The sequence below is a fragment of the Paenirhodobacter populi genome (assembly GCF_004022215.1).
In the GTDB taxonomy this organism is placed as follows: domain Bacteria; phylum Pseudomonadota; class Alphaproteobacteria; order Rhodobacterales; family Rhodobacteraceae; genus Rhodobacter; species Rhodobacter populi.
The window spans coordinates 44215-65071 of sequence record NZ_SAUZ01000009.1; the positions used below are offsets into that span (position 1 = coordinate 44215).

Consider the following 20857-nt stretch of genomic DNA (forward strand, 5'->3'; position numbering starts at 1 on the left):
CCTGATTCATTGGCAGTTGTCCCGCGCGATGTTTGACTTTTGGGCCATATCCTCCTTAGCCTACCCAAAACAGCCCATCCGGATGCGCGCCGGACGGCTTGCGGAAATCCGACGCGCATCAGACAGGAAGACCAGATGTTCGACACGCCGGGCAAACCGCCGACCTCCCCTTCCCCCGCGGCAGGGGATGCGCTGGTTTCGATCGAACATCTGCGGGTGCAGTTCCAGACCCATGACGGGCCGGTCCTTGGGGTCGAGGATGTCAGCTTTTCCATCGCGCCGGGCGAATGCGTCTGCGTGGTCGGGGAAAGCGGCTCGGGCAAGTCGGTGTCGTCGCTGTCGCTGATGCGGCTGGTCGAATTCGGCGGGGGCGAGATCGCCGGCGGCCGGCTGCTGTTCGAGCGCGGCGACGGCAGCGAGATCGACATCGCCAAGGCCGACCAGAACACCATGCGCAGCATCCGCGGCAACGAGATCGGCATGATCTTTCAGGAGCCGATGACCTCGCTCAACCCCGTCTTCACCGTCGGCCGGCAATTGACCGAGGGGCTGCGCGTCCACCGGGGCATGAACCGCGCGCAGGCCGAGGCGCGGGCGCTGGAACTGCTGCGGCTGGTGCGGATCAACGAACCCGAACGCCGGTTGCAGCAATATCCGCATGAACTGTCGGGCGGCATGCGGCAGCGGATCGTCATCGCCATGGCGATGGCCTGCGAACCGCGGCTGCTGATCTGCGACGAGCCGACGACCGCGCTCGACGTCACCATTCAGGCCGAGATCCTGTCGCTGATCGACCAGTTGAAGCGTGAAAAGAACACTGCGGTGATGTTCATCACCCATGACATGGCGGTGGTGGCGCAGATGGCCGATCGCGTCGTCGTCATGTTCCGCGGCAACAAGGTCGAGGAAGGCCCGGTGGCCGAGATCTTCGCCGCGCCGAAGCATCCCTATACCCGCGCCCTTCTGGCCGCCGTCCCCCGTCTGGGCGAGATGAAGGGCAAGGACGCGCCCGAACCGATGCGCCTTCTGGACCGCACCAGCGGCAAGGACATCTCTCCGCCGGCGCGCCCGCGCGATCCGGTGGCCGAGGCGGCGGCGCAGGTCCTGCTCGATGTCAAGCATCTGACCACCCGATTTGCGGTGAAACGCGGGCTGACGCGCAAGACCGTCGCCAATGTCCATGCGGTCGAGGATGTCAGCTTCAGCCTGCGCAAGGGGCAGACGCTCAGCCTCGTCGGGGAATCGGGTTGCGGGAAATCCACCTGCGGGCGATCGCTCATGCGGTTGGTGCCGCCCGAGTCGGGTCAGGTCTGGCTCGACGGCAAGGACGTGCTGATGATGACCGAGGCCGAGGTCCATCACGCCCGCCGCGACATGCAGATGGTGTTTCAGGATCCCTTCGCCAGCCTCAATCCGCAGATGCGGCTGTTCGATCAGGTGGCGGAACCCCTGCGCAACTACGACATCTGTTCGGGCAATGCGCTTCAGACGCGGGTGGCGGAACTGTTCGACCGGGTGGAGCTGCCGCGCGGCTTCATGCGCCGCTATCCGCATGAACTTTCCGGCGGTCAGCGCCAGCGCATCGCCATCGCCCGCGCGCTCGCGCTCAACCCCAAGCTGATCGTCGCGGATGAGGCGGTCTCGGCGCTGGATGTTTCGGTGCAGGCGCAGGTGCTGAACCTGATGATGGAATTGCAGGCGGATCTGGGCCTGTCCTTCCTGTTCATCAGCCATGACATGGCGGTGGTCGAGCGCATCAGCCATCATGTCGCCGTCATGTATCTGGGCCGCATCGTCGAAATCGGGCCGCGCGCCAAGGTGTTCGGGAACCCCCGCCATCCCTATACGCGCGCGCTGCTGTCGGCGGTGCCGATCGCCGATCCGTCCCGCCGCGTGCTGCGCGGCGAGGTCGAATACAAACCCATCCCCTCGCCGATCTATCCGGTCGGCCATGTCCCGCCGATGTCGGTCTACGACGAGGTGGAGCCGGATCATTTCGTATTGAAAGACCTCTGAAGAATGCCCGTGGAACTGTCTCCGAGGGAGATCCTCGAAAAACTCGTGTCCTTTCCCACCGTCAGCCGCGACAGCAACCTGCCGCTGATCGACTGGGTCGAGGACTATCTGACGGGCTGGGGTATCGAATGCCACCGCGTGCCGAATGACGAAGGCGACAAGGCCAGCCTTTATGCCGTGGCGGGACCGGCGGTCGAGGGCGGCATCGCCCTTTCGGGTCATACCGATGTGGTGCCGGTCGACGGGCAGGACTGGACGGTCTGCCCGCCGTTCGAGCTGACGGAACGGGATGGCCGCCTTTACGGGCGTGGCGCGGCGGACATGAAGGGGTTCGACGCCCTTGCCATCGCCGCGACGGTTCTGGCGCACAGATCGGGCGTCAGACGGCCCCTTTATCTGGCGCTGTCCTATGACGAAGAGGTCGGCTGCACCGGCTGCGTGCCGATGGTCGCGGAAATGGCCCGCCTGCTGCCCAAACCCGGGGCGGTGATCGTCGGCGAGCCCAGCCTGTTGCAGGTGATCGACGGGCACAAGGGCGGCAGCTCCTTCCACATCCATGTGAAGGGGGTCGAGGTGCATTCCTCGATCATGCACACGGGCGTCAGCGCGGTGATGGAGGCGGCGAAGATCGTCGACTGGGCGAACCGGATGAACGCGCAGAACAGCGCCCGGCCGCCCGGCCCGCTGTCCGAGGGCTTCGTGCCGCATTGGACGACGGTGCATACCGGCATGATCCGCGGCGGCACCGCCCATAACATCACGGCGGGCGACTGCTGGCTGGATATCAGCTTCCGCGTCGTTCCGGATGAGGATTACCGGGCATGGAACGCCGCCCTGACCGAATTCGTCGATGACCTGCGCACGCAGATGCAGGCCGTGTCCCCCGCCGCCGACATCACGATGGAACAGGTGTTCACCGTGCCGCCCCTTGCGCCGGAACATGGCGGCGCGGCCGAAACCCTCGCCAAGGCCCTGACCGGCCGCAACAGCTGCGAGGTCGTCAGCTATGGCACCGAGGCCGGCCATTTCCAGCACCACGGCTGGTCCGCCATCGTCTGCGGGCCGGGCAATATCGCACAGGCCCACAAGCCCGACGAATATATCGAGATCGCACAATTCAATGCCGGGTGGGACATGCTGCAACGCGCCGTCCGAAGCCTGACCGACTGACCGAAAGACTACCGCCATGCCCGTCAAGAACCGTTTCGCCGAACTGCTGCCCGACATCACCGCATGGCGGCACGATTTCCACGAACATCCCGAACTGCTGTATGAGGTGCACCGGACGGCCGGGACGGTCGCGCGGCTCTTGCGCGAATTCGGCTGCGACGAGGTGGTCGAGGGCATCGGCCGCACCGGCGTCGTCGGTGTGATCCGTGGCCGGCAGACCGGATCGGGCCGGGTGATCGGCCTGCGCGCCGATATGGATGCGCTGCCGATCCTTGAGGCGACGGGGCGCGACTATGCCTCGAAAACCGCGGGGGTGATGCACGCCTGCGGCCATGACGGGCATACCTCGATGCTGCTTGGCGCCGCGCGCTATCTGGCCGAGACCCGCAATTTCGACGGAACTGTGGTGGTCATGTTCCAGCCCGCCGAGGAAGGCGGGCGCGGCGCCAGAGCGATGGTGCAGGACGGCGTGCTGGACCGTTTCGGCGTGCAGGAGGTCTATGGCCTGCACAACATGCCGGGCTATCCGGTCGGCGGTTTCGCGATCCGCGCCGGATCCCTGATGGCCAGCGCCGACAAGTTCGACATCGTGGTGACGGGTCACGGCGGTCATGCGGGCCGCCCGCATCTGACGGTGGATCCGGTGCTGATCGCCTCGCAGATCGTGGTGGGGTTGCAGACGATCGTGGCGCGCAACGTCGATCCGCTGGCGCAGGCGGTCGTTTCGGTCACCAGCTTCCGCACCGACTCGGACGCCCACAACGTCATCCCCGGAACGGTGCGCCTGCGCGGCACGGTGCGCGCGCTCGATACCGAGGTGCAGGACATGATCGAGCGCCGCATCGGCGAGGTCGCGGCCAGCATCGCCGCGGCCCACGGCGGGCAGGCCGAGTTCCTCTACGACCGCGGCTGCCCCGTCACCGTGAACGAGACCGACGCGACCGCCCATGCCGTCGCGGTCGCGCGCGGCATATCCGCCACCGTCGCCGAAGACATCGCGCCGATCATGGCGGCCGAGGATTTCAGCTTCATGCTGAACGAACGGCCCGGCGCCTATATCTTCCTCGGCAACGGCGAATCCGCCCCGCTGCATCACGCCGGTTACGACTTCGACGACGAGGCCATCCCCTTCGGCTGCAGCTGGCTTGCCGGCATGGCCGAAGCCCGCATGCCGGCAGGCTGAGCCGCGTCACCGGCCCCGTCACATCGCCTGACGGGAAAGGATGTCGGTCGCGCGGTGATCGCTCCCGACCCCGTCGATCAGGATGACGTCGCCCTGCGAATTACGGCTGCGCAGCGGCAGGATCGCCTGATAGGCCGGCGAGGCATACCATCGCCCGGCGGCCGCGCGGTCGGGAAAGCCGATGACGATCAGGTCCCCTTCCCACGCGCCTTCCAGATGTTCCTTGTCGCCGCCGTGGATCACGAACCTGCCTCCGAAAGGCGCAAGCGTGGCGTCGATGGCTTCGAGATAGGCAACGATATCGGGCCCCATCCCGACATGGCGCAGAAGCGCGACGGCATAGCTGGTCATGGTGATCCTCCTTGCAAGATCAGATGAAAAACCCCGGTGTCAGATCGGCGCCCGGATTTCCTGCCCCGCTCCGATTTCGAGCCTTGCCTTCAAGGCCATGTTCATCCTGTCGAAATCGGCACGGAACTGCCGCGCGTCGATGAACCAGAGCAACAGGCCCCGGAACCTTTCGCCATGGACAAGGCGGGTGCCGCCGTCGCGCTGTTCGAGCAGGAAATAATGCTCGCCGTCCAGAATGCGCGGCAGCAGCAGGCGGCCGCGCCAGCGCAGCTCCCGTTCCGGCGCGACCTTCAGGACGGTCGGGCGAAAGGTCATCTCGCGGCCCGCCTGCGGCCGCATCGTGGCGGTAAGCCGCGCGCCCTCGGCCAGCTCGCCCTGCAATGAGACGATGAAGGGGTTCCAGTCCCGATAGCTTTCGGGATCGCCGAGCAGCGCCCACGCCTGCGCGGGCGGGGCGTCGATCCCGACCTCGGTGACGATCGCGGCGCGCGGGGCGAAGACGAAGACACAGGCGACGATGACGGTAGCTACAAGCAGGATGCTCATCGGGTTCCCCCCTGGGTGTTTCCTGCGAAAGAGATAGTCCACTGCCGGAAGAACGGAAATTGACGAATATTCTTGCGATGATATACGGAAATGTATGACTGATGCGATGCAAAGCTGGGATCACTGGCGCAGCTTCCTTGCCGTGGTGGCCGAAGGCAGCCTTTCGGGCGCCGCGCGGGCGCTGATGCTGACCCAGCCAACGGTCGGACGCCATGTCGATGCGCTTGAGGCGGGGCTCGGGGCGGCGCTCTTCACCCGGTCGCGGGGCGGTCTCAACCCGACGGAGCTTGCCCTCTCGCTGGTGCCCGAGGCGCAGGCCATGGCGATGGCGGCGGACAATCTGCTGCGCACGGCATCGGGGGAGAGAAACGCGCCGCGCGGCACGGTGCGCCTGACGGCGAATGACATCGTCGGCACCTTCATCCTGCCACCGATGCTGGCCGCCTTCCGCGAAAGCCATCCGGCGATCACGATCGAGCTGTCTCTGTCCACCCGCAACGAAAACCTTCTGCGCCGCGAGGCCGATATCGCGGTGCGCATGGTCCGACCGGCGCAGGAGGCCATCGTCGCGCGTCATCTGGGCGCCGTCCGGATCGGGCTCTTCGCACATCGCCGTTACGCGGCCACCCATGGCCTGCCGCAGAGCGCGGAGGAGCTGTTTTCCCACCCGATCGTCGGCATCGATCAGGAGGAAGCCCTGATCGCCGGCCTGTCCTTCGGCGGGCACGCCCTGTCGCGGGACGATTTCGCCTTTCGCTGCGACAGCGCGGTGGCGCAGCTCATGGCGGTGAAGGCGGGTTTCGGCATCGGCGCCTGCCATCTGGGGCTGGCGGCCGGTGAGCCGGAACTGGTGCGGGTGCTGCCCAAGACCGTGGAATTCGGATATGAGATGTGGCTCGCCATGCACGAGGATCTGCGCGACACCCGCCGGGTGCGGCTGCTGTTCGACCATCTGGCCGAGGGTCTGCGTGCCTATGCCGGACGGCGGTAGGGAGCCCGGGGCCAAAGCCTCCGGCGGCGGTTCGCCGTGCACCGCGATCTCATCGAACGGGTTCATCGACATCTTGCCGTTTGCCAGATCGATCCCCGTTCCATCCGCCTTGACGCGCGCCTTCACATTGTAGTCGGGCACCCGGGGTCAGGCCATGACCCCTGATCGCTGCGGCCGAGGCAACGATCAGCGCCGCCGTGCCGTCATTCACGCCGCTGGCATTGCCCGCAGTGATCGGCCGAAGGCCCGCCAGTTCCGCCAGCGTGGTCGCGCGGGGATGTTCGTCCTGCACGACCTCGGCCGCCCGGCCGCGGCCGAGCGGCACCGTCACCGGCAATATTTCCCCGGCAAGCCGGCCGCTGGCCTGTGCCGCCGCCGACCACGCCTGCGAACGCAGCGCGAAACTGTCCTGATCGGCGCGGCTGATCGCATGCTCGCGGGCCAGAGTCTGCGCCGTCCCGGGCATGGAATCGGTGCCGTAGCGCGTCTGCATCTGTGGATTGATGAAACGCCAGCCGATGGTGGTGTCATGCGGGACCATGCGGCGCCCGTCTTGGGCATCACGAAGGGGGCGCGGGTCATGCTTTCCACTCCGCCCCCGAGGGTCAGATCCATCTCCTCCGCCTGTCGCGGGCGCGGCCACAGCCTCCTTCCCCGAGCCGCACAGCCGGTTCGACACTCCCCAACGATCTGAGCCCGGGTTTGCGACGGTTCAGGCGCCGACCCGGCTGAGACGACCGGGCGGCGCAACGCCTTTTGCCAACAGGATCAACCACATTCGCCCGGAGGCAGGAGGCGCACACCGAGGATATCCGACTTGTGCATCGCCTCGCGGGAAACTCCACCGCGGCCTCGGGCCCGGCAACCGGATTTCAGCCCAGACCCCCGGTTTTCCGTCACTTCCCGGCATTCGCCTATAACCGCCGATTATCGAAGGCGGCACATTTTTATTTTTACCCGGCACCGCCCTGTGATGACCTGATCCTGTTTTCTAACAGCGAGGCAGGCCATGACTTTCTCGATCATCGCGCGGGATACGCGGACCGGCGCCTTTGGCGCGGCGATCACCACCTCCGATCTTGCCGTCGGGTCGCGCTGCGTGCGGCTGTGCCACGGCAAGGGGGCCTTCCTGTCCCAGCACCGCACCGACAGCCGGCTGGGCGATCTCGGGATCAGTCTGCTTGCCGAGGGACGCAGTGCGGAGGAGGCGGTGGCCGAGGTCAGCCGGTCGATCGCCGACATCGGCTGGCGTCAGTTGGGCGCGATCGATGCGGCGGGGCCGGGCGCGGCCTTCCACGGGCAGCGGATGTATTCGATCTACACCCACAGCATCGGCCGGGACTGCCTTGCGCTCGGCAATATCCTCGCCAATGAGAATGTAACCCAGGCGATGGCCGCGGCCTTCGAGGCGGCGCCGGACGCGCCGCTCGCCGAGCGGCTGATGCGCGCGCTGGAGGCAGGCGAGGTCGCCGGTGGCGAAATCCTCGGGCCGTTGCGGTCCGCGGCGCTGCGGGTGACGGGTGAGGCCGGCATCGACGCCTATGACCTGCGCATCGACATTTCCGACGGGCGGGCGATCGCCGACCTGCGGAGGCTGTTCACCGCCTATGGCGACCGGCAGGCGGCGCTGCGCAAGGTGGCGCTGACGCCCGATGACGTGCCGGTGCAGCGCGCGCTCTTCGACGCGAGCCTCGCACGGATCCGCGAACGGGGCCTGACCGACCGCTTCACCTCTCCCCTCCACCCCGGGGACTGGAGCGTCGCTCCCTGATCCGGGACCAATGACCGCAAGACCTGACAATACAAACCAGACGACAGGGAAACAGATGAAAAAACTTCTTCTCTCCACCGGCCTTGCCGTGTTCGCGGCCATCGGTGCGCAGGCCGCCGACCTGCCCAAGGCCATCGCCGAACGCGGCACGCTGCAACTGACGGTCAACGGCACCTACGCGCCGATGGAATATGTCGATGTCGCCACGGGCAAGCTGACCGGCCTCGACATCGAACTGGGCACCGCGATCGCCGACAAGCTCGGGCTGACGGTCGAATGGTCGGATACCGCCTTCGCGCAGCTCATCACCTCGCTGACCACCGGGCGTTCCGACTTCATCATCAGCGGGCTGAGCGATCGTCCCTCGCGCCGCGAGACGATGGATTTCGTCGATTATCTGGCCACCGGGGCACAGTTCCTTGTCAGCGCCGACAGCACCGCCGCGGAGATGACCGACCTGTGCGGCAAGAAGGTGGGGACCACGCGCTCGACCTCCTTCCCCGACGAGATCAAAAAGTGGAGCGAGGCGAACTGCGTCGCCGCCGGCAAGCCCGCCATCGACTATGTGCCGGCCGAGAATTCGATCGACGCGCGCAACCAGTTGAAACAGGGCCGGCTCGACGCGGTGGTGCAGGGCAGCGAGACCCTGCCCTATGCGATGGAGAACGAGCCGGGCCTCTACCGGATGCTGGGCGCGCCCTTCACCGTCGGCTATCAGGGTATCGCCTTCCGCAAGGAGGACACGCAGCTGCGTGAGGCCGTCACCGAGGCGCTGAGCGCGCTCATCGCCGATGGGACCTATGGGGCGATCCTGGCGAAATACGACCTGTCGGCGAATGCCGTCGAGAAACCGCTCCTCAACGCGGCGCCCTGATGACAGATCGCAGCAAACTTGCCCCCGGCTACGACGACCTGCACGGCAAGCCCGTCGCCAAGCGGCTCCATTGGGGCCGCTGGATGGCGGCGGGGATTCTCGTCATCCTGCTGGGCCTTCTGGTCCGGGCCTTCGCACGCGGCCAGATCGAATGGTCCGTGGTGGGCCAGTTCTTCACCGCGCAGGCGATCCTCGCCGGTATCGTCAACACCATGTTCATGGCCGTGCTGGCCATGTTCCTTGGCATCGTGCTGGGCATCATCGTGGCGATCATGCGGCTGTCGTCCAACCCGGTCCTCGTCTCGGTCGCCGCGGGCTATACCTGGCTGTTCCGCGGCACCCCGCTGATCCTGCAACTGCTGTTGTGGTTCAACATCGCGCTGGTCTTTCCGACGATCGGCATTCCCGGGCTGTGGGAAGGGCGCGCGGTCGACATCATGACACCCTTCGTCGCCGCGTTGCTGGGCCTGTCGCTGAATCAGGGGGCCTATACCTCCGAAGTGATCCGCGCGGGCATCATCTCGGTCGACGAGGGCCAGCATGACGCCGCCAGCGCCATCGGCATGAGCAGGATGCGCGCATTGCGCCGGATCGTGCTGCCGCAGGCGATGAAGGTGGTGCTGCCGCCGCTTGGCAACGAGTTCATCTCGATGATCAAGACCACCTCGCTCGCCAGTGTCATCCAGTATCCCGAGGTGCTGCACAGCGCCGAGAACATCTACTTTGCGAATTCGCGGGTGATCGAGCTGCTGATCGTGGCGGGGCTGTGGTATCTGATCGTGGTGTCGGCCCTGACGCCGCTGCAGATGCTGCTGGAACGGCATTTCTCGCGCGGAACGGCAAGGAGGGCGAAATGACGATCCGTCCCATGGTTGCGATCCGCAACGTCGACAAGACCTTCGGCAGCTATCAGGCGCTCGACGGCGTATCGCTCGACGTCATGCCCGGCGAGGTGACCTGCCTGATCGGCGCGTCGGGTTCGGGCAAGACGACGCTGCTGCGCTCGGTCAACCAGCTCCATCCGATCGACGCGGGGGCGATCTGGCTCGACGGCGAGCTTCTGGGCAAGCGTCAGGTCGGACAACACCTGCATCTGCTCAGCGACAGGGAGATCGCCCGCCAGCGCCGCGCCACCGGCATGGTGTTCCAGCGCTTCAACCTGTTCCCGCACATGACCGCGGTGCAGAACATCATGGAAGGCCCGATACAGGTGCAGGGCCGCCCCGCCCGCGAGGTGCGCGCCGAGGCGATGGATCTGCTGGCGCGCGTCGGACTGGCGGACAAGGCGGGCAACTACCCGTCCGAGCTGTCGGGCGGGCAGCAGCAGCGCGTCGCCATCGCCCGGGCGCTGGCGATGAAGCCGAAGCTGATGCTGTTCGACGAACCGACCTCGGCGCTGGACCCGGAACTGGTGGGCGAGGTGCTCGCCGTGATGCAGGAACTTGCGCGCAGCGGCATGACGATGATGGTCGTCACGCACGAGCTGGGCTTCGCGCGCGAAGTGGCCGACACGGTCGTCTACATGGATGCCGGCCGCATCGTCGAGTGCGGCGCCCCGACGCAGGTGCTGGCCGATCCGCGCGAGGAACGCACCCGGAATTTCATCTCCAAGGTCCTCAAGTGATCCTCTCCGGAGGGACGACAGCCCCTCCTCATTTCCCTCTTGCGAAAGTTTCAGACCATGAAAACCTTCCTGACGGCTGCACTGATCTGTGGAACTGCCTTCGGCGCGATGGCCCAGACCCTTCCCGAAACCGTGCAGCAAAGCGGCGTGCTGCGCATCGCCAATACGCCGAATTATCCGCCGCTCGAATTCCGCGATCCGGCGACGAACACGCTGACCGGTTTCGACATCGATCTGGCGACGGCGCTGGCCGAGAAGCTCGGCGTGAAGATCGAATGGCAGGAACTCGCCTTTGCGACGATGCTGCCCGCGCTGGAAACCGGGCGGATCGACGTGATCATGTCGGGGATGAGCGATCTGCCGACGCGGCATGAAACGGCGACCTTCGTCGATTACCTGCGCAGCGGGCCGCAATTCTTCGTCCTTTCCACCAATGCAGACGCCTTTACGGACGAGAAGTCGGTCTGCGGCAAGTCGGTCGGCGCCAGCCGCCGCACCTCCTACCCGCAGGAGATCGCCGCCTGGAGCGAGGCGAATTGCGGCGACAATCCGGTGAAATTCGTCGGCACCGACGGTTCGGCCGACGCGCGCACGCAGCTCAAGCAGGGGCGCATCGACGTCGCCGTGCAGGGCAATGAAACGCTGCCCTATGTGATGGATCAGGAAGAAGGCACCTATCACACGATCGGCAAGCCGATTTCGTTCCAGTTGATGGGCATTGCCGTGCCGGTGAAGGAAACCGCCTTCCAGCAGACGCTGGCAGACGCGCTTGACGCGGTGATCGCCGACGGCACCTACGGCGCGTTGCTGGAAAAATGGCAGTTGCAGGAAAGCGGCGTGGAAAAGGCGACGATCAATGGCGCGCATTGAGTCCTTTGACGACCTGCCCCGGCGGGCGCCCAATGCGGCGCCCCCTGCGCCGCTCTATCCCTGGCCCGAAGGCTATGGCGCAGCGATGTTCCTGTCCTTCGACGTCGATGCGGAATCGGCCTGGACGGCGAAGGATCCGGACAACTTCAACCGTCTGGTGACGATGAGTTATGGCGGCTACGAGGCGCGCGTCGGCACGCCGAAACTGCTTGAGCTGCTCGATCAGCTTGGCCTGAAGGCGACGTTCTTCATCACCGGATGGACGCTCGACGCCCATCCCGCGATGTGTGAGGCGATCCTCAAGGCGGGGCATGAGATCGGCCACCACGGCTATCACCACCTGCTGCCCGATCCCGGCAGCCCGCGGCTGATCGAGGAAGTGGATGCCGGTCTCGACGCGCTGAAACGCCGGCTGGGCGTGGTGCCCAAGGGCTATCGCGCGCCCTCGGGCGAGTTCTGCGAAGAGCTGCGCGTCGCGCTGGCGGAACGGGGTTTCGTCTATACCTCATCCTTCCGCGACGATGTCCGGCCCTATCGTCACATCCTGGACGACGGCCGCCCCGGCACCATCGAACTGCCGCCGACGGCAAGCTACGACGACTGGATGCTGGGTCTTTCGGCGCGGTTCAGCCCCCGGCCGATCTTTCCGAAGGAACATGTGCTTTCGATCTGGAAGGATGAGCTGGACGAGACCCGCGACTGGGGCGCGATGGTGACGACGGTGCTGCATCCGCAATGCTCGGGGCGGCCGATGCGGCTGCGGCTTTTGCGGGAGTTCCTGACCTACGCCCAGTCCTTCCCCGATCTCTGGATCACCACGGGCGAGGAGATCGCCGCGAACTACCTGCGCCACGAACAGGCGGAAGCACGCTGAAACCCAAAAGGCCGCGATTGTGTCGCGGCCTTTTTCATTCATCCGGCCTCAGGGCTCACCTGTTCCGCCCGAAAAATCGCCCGGCACGAGGCCGGGCGCAGGCGGGGGAAGACCTATCGGCAATATTTCCGATACAGGAACTCGGTCAGCACGGCGCAGCCTTCAAGGAAATCGTCGATCTCCATCGCCTCGAGCGGGTTGTGGCTGCCGTTTTCATTGCGGATGAACAGCATCGCCATCGGAACGCCGGCGGCGGCGAAGGCGGCGGCGTCATGCGAGGCGGGCGAGCCGAGATCGATGAACCCCGTGCCAAGCGCCCGCGCCGCAGCGACCAGCCCGCCGCGCAGATCCGGGTCCACCGGGCCGACGGGCGCGCTCTTGCGCGGGCCAAGCTCGACGCGCACGGAATGGTTGGCCTCGGCCCGGGCGACGATGCGCAGGAATTCCTGCTCGATCTCGGCGAGCGTCTTTTCGTCATAGGCCCGCACGTCGATCGAGAAATGGAACAGCCCCGGCACCGTGGTCAGCCCGTGAAAGGCCGCGTCGGTGTGGAAACGGCCGAAGGTGACGGCAAGCGGCGTGCCCTCGGCCTCCCGCGCGGTCCAGAGCTTTTCCATCTCGGTCGCGATCTCGGCCCCGGCGATGGCGGCATCGTGGCGGAAGCGGTGCGGCGTGCCGACATGGCCGTGACGGCCGACGATCTTCGCATCGGGATAGCGGAAGTTGCCGGGAATGCCGGTGCAGATCCCGATCGGCCTGCCTTCCTCGACCAGCGAGGGCGCCTGCTCGATATGCAGTTCGATATAGGCTTCGAGGGTCGCCGGGTCGAGCGGGCGGGCGCCGTTGCGCAGCGCCTCGACATCGCAGCCGCAGGCCGCCATGTGGTCGGCCAGAGTGCGCCCGGTGTCGATCCGGCGGGCGGTGTCGTAGGTTTCCACCGGCAGCGTGCCAAGCGCCGCGCGCGAGCCGACATAGGAGGTCTGGAACCAGACGCTCTCTTCGGCGCGGATCCCCATTGCGCAAAGGTTGATCCGCGGCCGCGCGTCAAGCGCGCGCAAGGCGCGGATCGCGACGAGCCCTGCCAGCGCGCCCGCCGCGCCGTCGAAATTGCCGCCGCGCGGCACACTGTCGAGATGCGAGCCCATCATCACCGTGCGCAGATCGTCCGCGGCGGTCCAGCGCGCATAGGTGTTGCCCGCCGCATCGACCGAGAGGCCAAGACCGCTTGCCTCGGCCGCCCGGGCCATCACCTCGTGACCGCGGTTCTCGCCGGGGCCATAGGTGTCGCGGGTGATCCCGCCGGCGGGATCGGTGCCGATCGCGGCCAGATCGTCGAAGAAGCCAGCCGCAAAGTCGCGCTGGCCGAACACCGCCATGCGAACCGTCTGGGCCATTGTGTCATCCTGTGCGGGGATCATCGTTCGCTGTTTCCTGCTGCGTGCCCGTGAAACGACAGGCTGCCGCGTCCGGGAAGGGTCGAGGCCCGGCCCGGACGATGCGCCGGTCCTGCCGCCGCCGATACTGCGGCCGGTTCCGTTTCCGGACAATGCCATGCGGCCACCCGCGCCTATTGCTTATGCGCCGCCCGTATTTCCGCCGCGAATAGTCCGGGCCATCCTATCCGGCGGGCGAATACTGCCCGCACAATCCGAATACCCCGCACGGCGATTGTGAAGGCGCGGACCTTGCCTTCGGCCGGAGCCGGGCGCCACTATCCCCCGATGTCCCCCAGCAAAGAGCCCTTCGTCCGAACATGATCCGCTATGTGCTGCGCCGGCTTCTGTCGACCATCCCGGTGATGCTGACGGTCGCCCTGATCGTCTTCTCGATCCTCTATTTCTCGCCCGGAGATCCCGCGGCGCTGATCGCGGGCGAGACCGCAACGGCCGAGGATGTGTAGCGCGTGCGTCATGCGCTCGGGCTCGATCGGCCGTTCGCGCTGCAGTTCGGATCCTGGCTCTGGGGGGTGCTGCACTTCGATCTGGGCAATTCACTGTTCAGCAACATGCCTGTCGCCACGATGATCGGGCAGCGGCTGGAACCGACGCTGTCGCTGATGGCGGTGACGCTGGTGTTTTCCGTGCTGATCGCGGTGCCGGTGGGGGTCTGGGCCGCCTGGCGCAAGGGCGGCGGTTTTGACCGGGTGACGACGGTGATCGCCGTGGTCAGCTTCTCGATCCCGGTCTTCGCCTGCGGTTATGCGGGGGCATGGCTGTTCGCGCTCAAGCTCGGCTGGCTGCCGGTGCAGGGCTACACGCCGCTCTCCGAAGGGATCGTGCCGTGGTTCCGGCAGCTCATCCTGCCCGCCGCGTCGCTCGGCACCGCCTATGTCGCGCTGATCGCGCGGATCACCCGGGCCTCGATGCTCGAAACGCTCGATCAGGACTATATCCGCACGGCCCGGGCCAAGGGGCTCGGCGACGGCAGGATCCTGTTCCTGCACGCCCTCAAGAACGCCTCGGTGCCGATCATCACCATCATCGGTATCGGTGTCGCGATGCTGATCGGCGGCGCCGTGGTCACGGAAAGCGTCTTCGTCATCCCCGGGCTGGGCCGGCTGACCGCGGAATCGATCCTGCGGCGGGATTTCCCGGTGATTCAGGGCATCGTGCTGTTCTTCAGCTTTTCCTACGTGCTGGTGAACCTGCTGATCGATCTGGTCTATGCCTTCGTCGATCCCCGGATCCGGTATTGAGGGGAACGCCATGGCAGCCATCACCCTCCCCATGCGCCGTATCGCGCGCCGCCACCCCGGTCTGGCCCTCGGCGCGGCGATCCTTGCGGCGCTCTGCCTGCTCGCGCTGTGCGCGCCGCTGGTCACGCCGGTCGATCCGGGCTTCGTCGACATGAGCCAGCGCGCGAAGGCGCCGTCGTGGGACCATATCTTCGGCACCGACATGCTGGGCCGCGACCTGTTCGCCCGCATCATCTACGGCGGGCGCCTGTCGCTGAGCATCGGCGTCGCGGTGGCGCTGATCGCGACGGTGGCGGGCACGGTGATCGGGCTTGTCGCGGGGTATGTGCGGCTGGCCGACGCGATCCTGATGCGGATCATGGACGGGGTGATGTCGATCCCCTCGGTGCTGCTCGCGGTCGCGCTGATGGCGCTGTCGACCGGCTCGATCGGCAATGTGATCGTGGCGATCTCGATTTCCGGCATCCCGAGGATCGCGCGGCTGGTGCGCGGCTCGGTGCTGTCGCTGCGCGAGGCGGTCTTTGTCGAGGCGGTGATCGGCGGCGGCGTTGGGACCGGACGGATCATCTTTCGCCACATCCTGCCGAATGCCGCCGCACCGATCATCGTCAACGCCACCTATCTGTGCGCCGGCGCCATGCTGTCCGAGGCGGTGCTGTGCTTCATCGGCGCGGGCACGCCGCCCACGGTGCCGTCCTGGGGCAACATCATGGCCGAGGGTCGCACCCTGTGGATGGTCAAGCCGCATATCGTCGCCTTCCCGGCGCTGATACTGTCGATCGCCATCCTCGCGGTGAACATGGTCGGCGACGGGCTGCGCGACATGCTCGACCCGCGTGCCGGGCGGCGGAACTGAGGGGACGGAATGACCGACCAGAACGAACCGCTGCTGTCCGTCCGCAATCTGCGGGTCTCGCTGCCGACCGAGGATGGCGCGGCCGAGATCCTGCACGGCATCGACTTCGACCTGAACCGCAACGAGATCCTCGCGGTGGTGGGGGAGTCGGGTTCGGGCAAGTCCGTCACGGCGCTGACGCTGATGGGGTTGCTGCCCGCGCGGGTGTCGGGCTCGGTGCGCTTTGACGGACGCGAACTGACCGGCCTCACGCGCGAAGAGATGCGCCAGCTCCGCGGCCGGGGCATCGCGATGATCTTTCAGGAACCGATGACCTCGCTGAACCCGCTGCTGAAGGTGGGCTACCAGCTTGAAGAGGCGCTGCGCGCCCATGAACGGATGGACCGCCGCACCGCGCGCGCCCGCGCGCTGGACCTGATGCGCAAGGTGCGGATCCCGGATCCCGAGCGGCGGATGGACAGCTATCCGCATCATTTCTCGGGCGGGATGCGGCAGCGGGTGATGATCGCCATGGCGCTGGCCGGGCGGCCGAAACTGCTGATCGCGGACGAACCGACGACGGCGCTCGACGTCACGATCCAGGCCGAGATCCTTGAGCTGATCCGCGATCTGCAGCGGCTCGAGGGGATGGCCGTGCTGTTCATCACCCATGACATGGGCGTGGTGGCGGAAATCGCCGACCGCACGATGGTGATGTATCACGGCCGCGCCGTCGAGACCGGCCCGACCGACGAGGTCTTCGCCGCGCCGAAGGCCGATTACACCCGCGCATTGCTGGACGCCGTGCCGCGGCTGGGGGAGATGGCCGGCCATGACGGTCCGCAGCGGTTCCGCGGTCTGGCCGGAACCGGAACCCCCGTCGCGCCGCGCTCTGCGGACCTGAAAAAACCGCAAACGGTGCTGGACGTGCGGCACCTGCAGAAACGGTTCGAGATCAAGGGCGGCATCTTCGGTCGCGTCACCGGCCGGGTGCATGCGATCGAGGACGTGTCCTTCAGCCTGATGTCGGGCGAAACGCTGGCACTGGTGGGCGAATCCGGCTGCGGCAAATCGACCACGGGGCGCGCGATCTCGCGGCTGATCGAGGCGGATGGCGGGTCGGTCATGCTTGACGGGTTCGACGCGCTGAACGTGTCCGGCGCGGATCTGCGGAGGATGCGGCGTTCGGTGCAGATGATCTTTCAGGATCCCTACGCCAGCCTCAACCCCCGCATCCGGATCGGCGCCTCGCTGTGCGAGGCCTATCTGGTCAACCGGCTGGGCAGCCCGGCCGAGGCGCAGGACAAGGCCGCGCATCTGCTGACCAAGGTCGGGCTGAACCCCGATGTCGCGCGCCGCTTCCCGCATGAATTCTCGGGCGGGCAGCGGCAGCGCATCGCCATCGCACGGGCGCTGATGCTCGACCCGCGGGTGATCGTCGCGGATGAGGCGGTCTCGGCGCTCGACGTTTCGGTCAAGGCGCAGGTGTCGAACCTGCTGATGGACCTTCAGGAAGAAACCGGCGTCGGCTACCTGTTCATCAGCCATGACATGGCCGTGGTCGAACGGATCGCGCATCGGGTCGCGGTGATGTATTCCGGCCGCATCGTCGAGATCGGCCCCCGCGCGGCCGTCTTCGGCACACCGTCGCATCCCTACACCCGGCGCCTTCTTTCGGCGGTGCCGGTGCCGGATCCGGCGCGGCGCAGGGCCGCACACGCCCCCGCGCCGTTCGAGACGCGAAGCCCGATCCGGCCCCCCGGCCACGTCACCCCGCCGCTCCGCTACCGCGAAGTCGCGCCCGGGCATCTCGTCGAGGAAACCAGCATGTCGGAGTTCGCAAGAACCTGACGCGAGAGGAAAGGCATCTGAGCAATGGCTGAATTCGATACGGTGATCCATTCCGGCACGATCGTGACCTCGGAAGGCAGTTTCGCGGGCGATCTTGCCATCCGCGACGGGCGCATCGCCGCCATCGGCGAAAAGATCGCCGGCGGCGCGCAGCGGATCGACGCGGGCGGGCGGCTGGTCCTGCCCGGCGGGATCGAGAGCCATTGCCACATCGCGCAGGAAAGCTCCTCGGGGATCATGACGGCGGACGACTACCGCAGTGGCTCGGTCTCGGCGGCTTTCGGCGGCAATTCGAGCTTCATCCCCTTCGCCGCGCAGCATCGCGGGCAGAGCATCCGCCATGTGCTCGACACCTACGGGGAACGCGCGAAATCCTCGGTCATCGACTATGGCTGGCATCTGATCGTCTCGGACCCGAGCGACGAGGTGCTGACCAAGGGCCTGCCCGAGGCCTTCGAGGCGGGCGTGACCTCGTTCAAGGTTTTCACCACCTATGATCTGCTGAACCTCGGCGATGCCGAGATGCTCAGGATCCTGTCGGTCGCAAAGAAATACGGCGCCATCACGATGGTGCATTCGGAAAACAACGCGATGATCAAGTGGATGAACGCGCGGCTGGCCGAGGATGGCCATACCGCGCCGCGCTATCACGCGGTCTCGCGCCCCGAACTGGCCGAGGAAGAGGCGATCCACCGGATGATCTCTCTGGCCAAGCTGGTCGACGCGGCGTTGTTCGTGGTGCATGTCTCGACCCGCGGCGGGGCCGAGCTGGTCGCCCGCGCACGGGCCGAGGGGGCCAAGGTATTCGCCGAGACCTGCCCGCAATACCTGTCGCTGACCCGCGATGATCTGGACCGCCCCGGGCAGGAGGGCGCGGCCTATATCTGTTCCCCGCCGGTGCGCGACGCCGACACGCAGGAGGCGCTCTGGAGCCATATCCGGCGCGGCACCTTTGACTGCATCACCTCGGACCATGCGCCCTACCGGATGGATGCGACCGGCAAGTTCGTGAACGGCGCCGATGCACCCTATACCAAGATGGGCTCGGGCATGCCGGGGATCGCGATGCGCCTGCCCTATCTGTTTTCCGAAGGGGTGGTGAAGGGGCGGATCACGCTGAACGATTTCGTGCGCTTCAGCGCGGCCAATCCGGCGCGGCTGTTCGGCATGACGCGCAAGGGGCGGCTGCATCCGGGGCTGGACGCCGATATTGCGATCTGGAATCCCGAACTGACGAAGCGCGCCACGCTGGCCGACATGCACGACAACATGGACTACACGCCTTTCGAGGGGATGGAGATCACCGGCTGGCCCGAATCGGTGCTGACCCGGGGCGCATGGGTGATCCGCGACCGCGCGCTGGTGGCGCAGGAGGGACAGGGCCGGTTCGTCGCCCGCGCCCTGCCCGACCTTGGCGCGGCTCCGGGGTGGAATGCGATCGAAACCGATCCATCGCGCAATTTCGGCGCACGGATCCGCCCTTGAGAGGAGGTCCGACATGCCCCGATTGCTGGTGATCAACCCGAATTCCAACACCACCGTCACGGCGAACATCGATCGCGCGCTTGACCCATGGCGGGTGACGGGCGTGAAGATCGACTGCGTGACCAATGACGCAGGGCCGGACACGATCTCCAGCGACGAGGATGCGCAGCGCGCGGGCCGCGACGTCTGCGCCATCGCCGCAAAAGCGCGGGCGGATGCGATCCTCGTCGCCTGCTTCTCGGATCCGGGTGTCGACATGTTGCGCGGGCAGACCGCACGCCCGGTGTTCGGCATACAGGAATGCGCGATCCTGACGGCGCTTGCCCGCGCGCCGCGCTACGGGATCATCGCGCTGTCCGAACGCGCCGTGCCCCGGCACCGGGCGCGGATCGAAAAGCTTGGCCTGACGGAACGGTTCGCGGGCGAACTGGGCCTGTCGGGCTATTCGGCGCTGGCCGTCGGACAATCCGATGCCGCCTATGCCGAGACACGGACCGCGGCAGACCGATTGCGCGGCCTTGGCGCCGGGGCGGTCGTGCTGGGCTGCGCAGGCTTCGGCCCGAGACGCGCGGCGTTGGAAGCCGATCTCGGCATGCCGGTGATCGACCCCGTTCTTGCCGGGGCGGCCATCGCGGTCGGGGCGCTTCTGGGCTAGCGGACCGGAGCCGGCTCAGGCTGCGCGGCCATGCACCGAGGCAAGCCGCTCCGCCATGTCATTGGCCGAGCGGCGCACCTCCCGCAGGAAGGCCTGCGCGGTATTGTTCAGCAGCCGCTTCTTCGAATAGATCACCGAGGCTTCCAACACCTCGCGCGGTTCAAAGGCGCGCACGATCAGCGTATCGCCCATGGTCGAGGCCGCGCTGAGCGCATCGACCACCGCCACGCCGACCCTGTTCTGCACAAAGATGCACGCCGTGTTGCAGTAGCGCGTCTCGGCCACGAATTCGAGGGGCACCCCCTCCTGCTGGAATACCCGCCGCAGGATCTGCCCCATCCCGGTGCCGCGGTCGAGCGAGATCATCGGCTGCCCGACCAGATCCGCAGGCCGGATCACCGATTTCTTCGCCAGCGGCGAGTCGGGCGGCATCACACAGACCATCGGTTCCGCGAACAGCGTTTCGGCGTGGAACTGGGTTTCATCGACACGCCCCACCACAAAGCCAAGATCCGCCAACCCGAGTTCGACGCTGTGCGTGACTTGCGAGAAGGTTGCGATTTCATAGAAGGCATGCACATCCGAATGCCGTTCGAGGAACCGCCGCATCGCCTGCGGGATCAGCAGATGGCCAAGCGGCGGGCTGGAAAACATCCGCAGGCTTTCGCGGTTCTGAAGCTTCAGATCCTCGAGCCTTTCGGTGAAGACGCGGTAGCTTTCGAACAGGGCCTCGCTTTCGGCGAAAAGCTGGCGCGCCTGCTCGGTGGTGAAGAGCCGGTTGTTCACCCGCTCGAACAGCGGAAAGCCGAGCTGCGATTCCAGATGCTTGATGGCGTTCGACACCGCGGGCTGCGACATGCCCAGCTCGCGCCCGGCCTTCACCGTCGTCTTGCAGGTGATCACGGTGCGCAGAAGTTCGATTTGCTTGAGGTTCATTGGCGGCCCCTGTCCATAACCGCCACTTATTCTATATTCTGCGGCGCGATGCCCGTCATTTCTGATGGAGCATCGGGCATCCGCCAGTGTATGCGCAATTAAATGGCATTCATGGCCGAAAATGCGCGTG

The 20857-nt window shown here is 66.5% G+C and carries 20 protein-coding genes and 2 pseudogenes; 16 read left to right on the plus strand and 6 right to left on the minus strand.

Annotated features, from left to right (window positions below; all coding sequences use genetic code 11):
- Positions 1-135 precede the first annotated feature (135 nt).
- Genes D2T30_RS08700 through D2T30_RS08710 form a run of 3 tightly spaced genes read left to right on the plus strand, consistent with a single transcriptional unit; the run spans position 136 to position 4369 of the window.
- The gene (locus D2T30_RS08700; RefSeq protein ID WP_128208544.1) at positions 136-2016 is read left to right on the plus strand and encodes an ABC transporter ATP-binding protein; all 1881 of its coding nucleotides are present in this window, start codon (positions 136-138) and stop codon (positions 2014-2016) included.
- A 3-nt stretch (positions 2017-2019) separates the two neighbouring features.
- Positions 2020-3186, plus strand: a complete 1167-nt coding sequence (argE, locus tag D2T30_RS08705) for an acetylornithine deacetylase (protein ID WP_128208545.1) — start codon at positions 2020-2022, stop codon at positions 3184-3186.
- Positions 3187-3202: 16 nt separating this feature from the next.
- The gene (locus tag D2T30_RS08710) at positions 3203-4369 is read left to right on the plus strand and encodes a M20 aminoacylase family protein (RefSeq protein ID WP_128208546.1); all 1167 of its coding nucleotides are present in this window, start codon (positions 3203-3205) and stop codon (positions 4367-4369) included.
- A gap of 18 nt (positions 4370-4387) precedes the next feature.
- Here D2T30_RS08710 and D2T30_RS08715 read toward each other — a convergent pair whose 3' ends face one another.
- Both D2T30_RS08715 and D2T30_RS08720 read right to left on the minus strand, forming a co-directional pair.
- Positions 4388-4720 (minus strand): DUF1330 domain-containing protein, encoded by a 333-nt coding sequence (locus D2T30_RS08715; protein ID WP_128208547.1) that lies wholly within the window; start codon positions 4718-4720, stop codon positions 4388-4390.
- 39 nt (positions 4721-4759) lie between these two features.
- Positions 4760-5266: an SRPBCC domain-containing protein gene (locus tag D2T30_RS08720; protein WP_128208548.1), complete on the minus strand. Its 507-nt coding sequence runs from the start codon at positions 5264-5266 to the stop codon at positions 4760-4762.
- Between the two features lie 94 nt (positions 5267-5360).
- On the opposite strand from D2T30_RS08720, the gene D2T30_RS08725 reads away from it, so the two are divergent.
- Entirely contained in the window at positions 5361-6257 is an 897-nt protein-coding gene (locus D2T30_RS08725; protein ID WP_128208549.1) for a LysR family transcriptional regulator, read from the plus strand.
- Positions 6258-6296: 39 nt separating this feature from the next.
- Here D2T30_RS08725 and D2T30_RS23575 read toward each other — a convergent pair.
- Both D2T30_RS23575 and D2T30_RS08730 read right to left on the minus strand, forming a co-directional pair.
- Positions 6297-6398: pseudogene (locus D2T30_RS23575) on the minus strand (electron transfer flavoprotein subunit beta/FixA family protein); the annotation flags it as partial.
- Positions 6388-6930: pseudogene (locus D2T30_RS08730) on the minus strand (thiolase family protein); the annotation flags it as partial. The pseudogenes D2T30_RS23575 and D2T30_RS08730, both read right to left, overlap by 11 nt.
- A 336-nt stretch (positions 6931-7266) precedes the next feature.
- Between D2T30_RS08730 and D2T30_RS08735 the strand changes: the two are divergent.
- From D2T30_RS08735 to D2T30_RS08760, 6 genes are read left to right on the plus strand one after another with little or no spacing between them, the layout of a single operon-like run.
- Complete coding sequence (locus D2T30_RS08735; RefSeq protein ID WP_128208550.1) at positions 7267-8028, plus strand: DUF1028 domain-containing protein; 762 nt, start codon at positions 7267-7269, stop codon at positions 8026-8028.
- 55 nt (positions 8029-8083) lie between these two features.
- A complete protein-coding gene (locus D2T30_RS08740; protein WP_128208551.1) occupies positions 8084-8902 on the plus strand; it encodes an ABC transporter substrate-binding protein in 819 nt (272 codons plus the stop codon).
- Positions 8902-9759, plus strand: coding sequence for an amino acid ABC transporter permease (locus D2T30_RS08745; RefSeq protein ID WP_128208552.1), 858 nt, complete (start codon positions 8902-8904; stop codon positions 9757-9759). Before D2T30_RS08740 ends, D2T30_RS08745 begins: the two co-directional genes overlap by 1 nt.
- On the plus strand, positions 9756-10526 hold the full coding sequence (locus tag D2T30_RS08750; RefSeq protein ID WP_128208553.1) for an amino acid ABC transporter ATP-binding protein: 771 nt from the start codon (positions 9756-9758) through the stop codon (positions 10524-10526). The genes D2T30_RS08745 and D2T30_RS08750 overlap by 4 nt, the downstream gene beginning before the upstream one ends.
- 57 nt (positions 10527-10583) lie before the next feature.
- Positions 10584-11396 (plus strand): ABC transporter substrate-binding protein, encoded by an 813-nt coding sequence (locus tag D2T30_RS08755; RefSeq protein WP_128208554.1) that lies wholly within the window; start codon positions 10584-10586, stop codon positions 11394-11396.
- Positions 11383-12270: a polysaccharide deacetylase family protein gene (locus tag D2T30_RS08760; RefSeq protein WP_128208555.1), complete on the plus strand. Its 888-nt coding sequence runs from the start codon at positions 11383-11385 to the stop codon at positions 12268-12270. Before D2T30_RS08755 ends, D2T30_RS08760 begins: the two co-directional genes overlap by 14 nt.
- Before the next feature lie 113 nt (positions 12271-12383).
- On the opposite strand, the gene D2T30_RS08765 is transcribed toward D2T30_RS08760, so the two are convergent.
- Positions 12384-13664, minus strand: a complete 1281-nt coding sequence (locus D2T30_RS08765) for a Zn-dependent hydrolase (protein WP_164884257.1) — start codon at positions 13662-13664, stop codon at positions 12384-12386.
- Positions 13665-14023: 359 nt separating this feature from the next.
- On the opposite strand from D2T30_RS08765, the gene D2T30_RS24010 reads away from it, so the two are divergent.
- The 6 genes from D2T30_RS24010 to D2T30_RS08790 are packed head-to-tail and all read left to right on the plus strand — an operon-like array spanning position 14024 to position 19791.
- Positions 14024-14170 carry a hypothetical protein gene (locus D2T30_RS24010; protein WP_338325437.1) on the plus strand — a complete coding sequence of 49 codons (147 nt, stop codon included), beginning with the start codon at positions 14024-14026 and terminating at the stop codon, positions 14168-14170.
- Positions 14171-14173: 3 nt separating this feature from the next.
- Positions 14174-14965, plus strand: coding sequence for an ABC transporter permease (locus tag D2T30_RS08770; protein ID WP_338325438.1), 792 nt, complete (start codon positions 14174-14176; stop codon positions 14963-14965).
- 10 nt (positions 14966-14975) lie between these two features.
- A complete protein-coding gene (locus D2T30_RS08775; protein ID WP_241651225.1) occupies positions 14976-15821 on the plus strand; it encodes an ABC transporter permease in 846 nt (281 codons plus the stop codon).
- Between the two features lie 9 nt (positions 15822-15830).
- Entirely contained in the window at positions 15831-17651 is a 1821-nt protein-coding gene (locus D2T30_RS08780) for an ABC transporter ATP-binding protein (RefSeq protein WP_128208558.1), read from the plus strand.
- Positions 17652-17675: 24 nt separating this feature from the next.
- Entirely contained in the window at positions 17676-19136 is a 1461-nt protein-coding gene (hydA, locus tag D2T30_RS08785) for a dihydropyrimidinase (RefSeq protein WP_128208559.1), read from the plus strand.
- Between the two features lie 13 nt (positions 19137-19149).
- Positions 19150-19791, plus strand: a complete 642-nt coding sequence (locus tag D2T30_RS08790; RefSeq protein WP_128208560.1) for an aspartate/glutamate racemase family protein — start codon at positions 19150-19152, stop codon at positions 19789-19791.
- Between the two features lie 15 nt (positions 19792-19806).
- Here D2T30_RS08790 and D2T30_RS08795 read toward each other — a convergent pair whose 3' ends face one another.
- The gene (locus D2T30_RS08795) at positions 19807-20727 is read right to left on the minus strand and encodes a LysR family transcriptional regulator (protein WP_128184727.1); all 921 of its coding nucleotides are present in this window, start codon (positions 20725-20727) and stop codon (positions 19807-19809) included.
- Between the last annotated feature and the right edge of the window lie 130 nt (positions 20728-20857).

Bases quoted from the DNA above. Each gene is read 5' to 3' on its own strand.
- D2T30_RS08700 (WP_128208544.1), top strand. From the start codon at position 136: ATGTTCGACACGCCGGGCAAACCGCCGACCTCCCCTTCCCCCGCGGCA.
- argE (WP_128208545.1), top strand. From the start codon at position 2,020: ATGCCCGTGGAACTGTCTCCGAGGGAGATCCTCGAAAAACTCGTGTCC.
- D2T30_RS08710 (WP_128208546.1), top strand. From the start codon at position 3,203: ATGCCCGTCAAGAACCGTTTCGCCGAACTGCTGCCCGACATCACCGCA.
- D2T30_RS08715 (WP_128208547.1), bottom strand. From the start codon at position 4,720: ATGACCAGCTATGCCGTCGCGCTTCTGCGCCATGTCGGGATGGGGCCC.
- D2T30_RS08720 (WP_128208548.1), bottom strand. From the start codon at position 5,266: ATGAGCATCCTGCTTGTAGCTACCGTCATCGTCGCCTGTGTCTTCGTC.
- D2T30_RS08725 (WP_128208549.1), top strand. From the start codon at position 5,361: ATGACTGATGCGATGCAAAGCTGGGATCACTGGCGCAGCTTCCTTGCC.
- D2T30_RS08735 (WP_128208550.1), top strand. From the start codon at position 7,267: ATGACTTTCTCGATCATCGCGCGGGATACGCGGACCGGCGCCTTTGGC.
- D2T30_RS08740 (WP_128208551.1), top strand. From the start codon at position 8,084: ATGAAAAAACTTCTTCTCTCCACCGGCCTTGCCGTGTTCGCGGCCATC.
- D2T30_RS08745 (WP_128208552.1), top strand. From the start codon at position 8,902: ATGACAGATCGCAGCAAACTTGCCCCCGGCTACGACGACCTGCACGGC.
- D2T30_RS08750 (WP_128208553.1), top strand. From the start codon at position 9,756: ATGACGATCCGTCCCATGGTTGCGATCCGCAACGTCGACAAGACCTTC.
- D2T30_RS08755 (WP_128208554.1), top strand. From the start codon at position 10,584: ATGAAAACCTTCCTGACGGCTGCACTGATCTGTGGAACTGCCTTCGGC.
- D2T30_RS08760 (WP_128208555.1), top strand. From the start codon at position 11,383: ATGGCGCGCATTGAGTCCTTTGACGACCTGCCCCGGCGGGCGCCCAAT.
- D2T30_RS08765 (WP_164884257.1), bottom strand. From the start codon at position 13,664: ATGGCCCAGACGGTTCGCATGGCGGTGTTCGGCCAGCGCGACTTTGCG.
- D2T30_RS24010 (WP_338325437.1), top strand. From the start codon at position 14,024: ATGATCCGCTATGTGCTGCGCCGGCTTCTGTCGACCATCCCGGTGATG.
- D2T30_RS08775 (WP_241651225.1), top strand. From the start codon at position 14,976: ATGGCAGCCATCACCCTCCCCATGCGCCGTATCGCGCGCCGCCACCCC.
- D2T30_RS08780 (WP_128208558.1), top strand. From the start codon at position 15,831: ATGACCGACCAGAACGAACCGCTGCTGTCCGTCCGCAATCTGCGGGTC.
- hydA (WP_128208559.1), top strand. From the start codon at position 17,676: ATGGCTGAATTCGATACGGTGATCCATTCCGGCACGATCGTGACCTCG.
- D2T30_RS08790 (WP_128208560.1), top strand. From the start codon at position 19,150: ATGCCCCGATTGCTGGTGATCAACCCGAATTCCAACACCACCGTCACG.
- D2T30_RS08795 (WP_128184727.1), bottom strand. From the start codon at position 20,727: ATGAACCTCAAGCAAATCGAACTTCTGCGCACCGTGATCACCTGCAAG.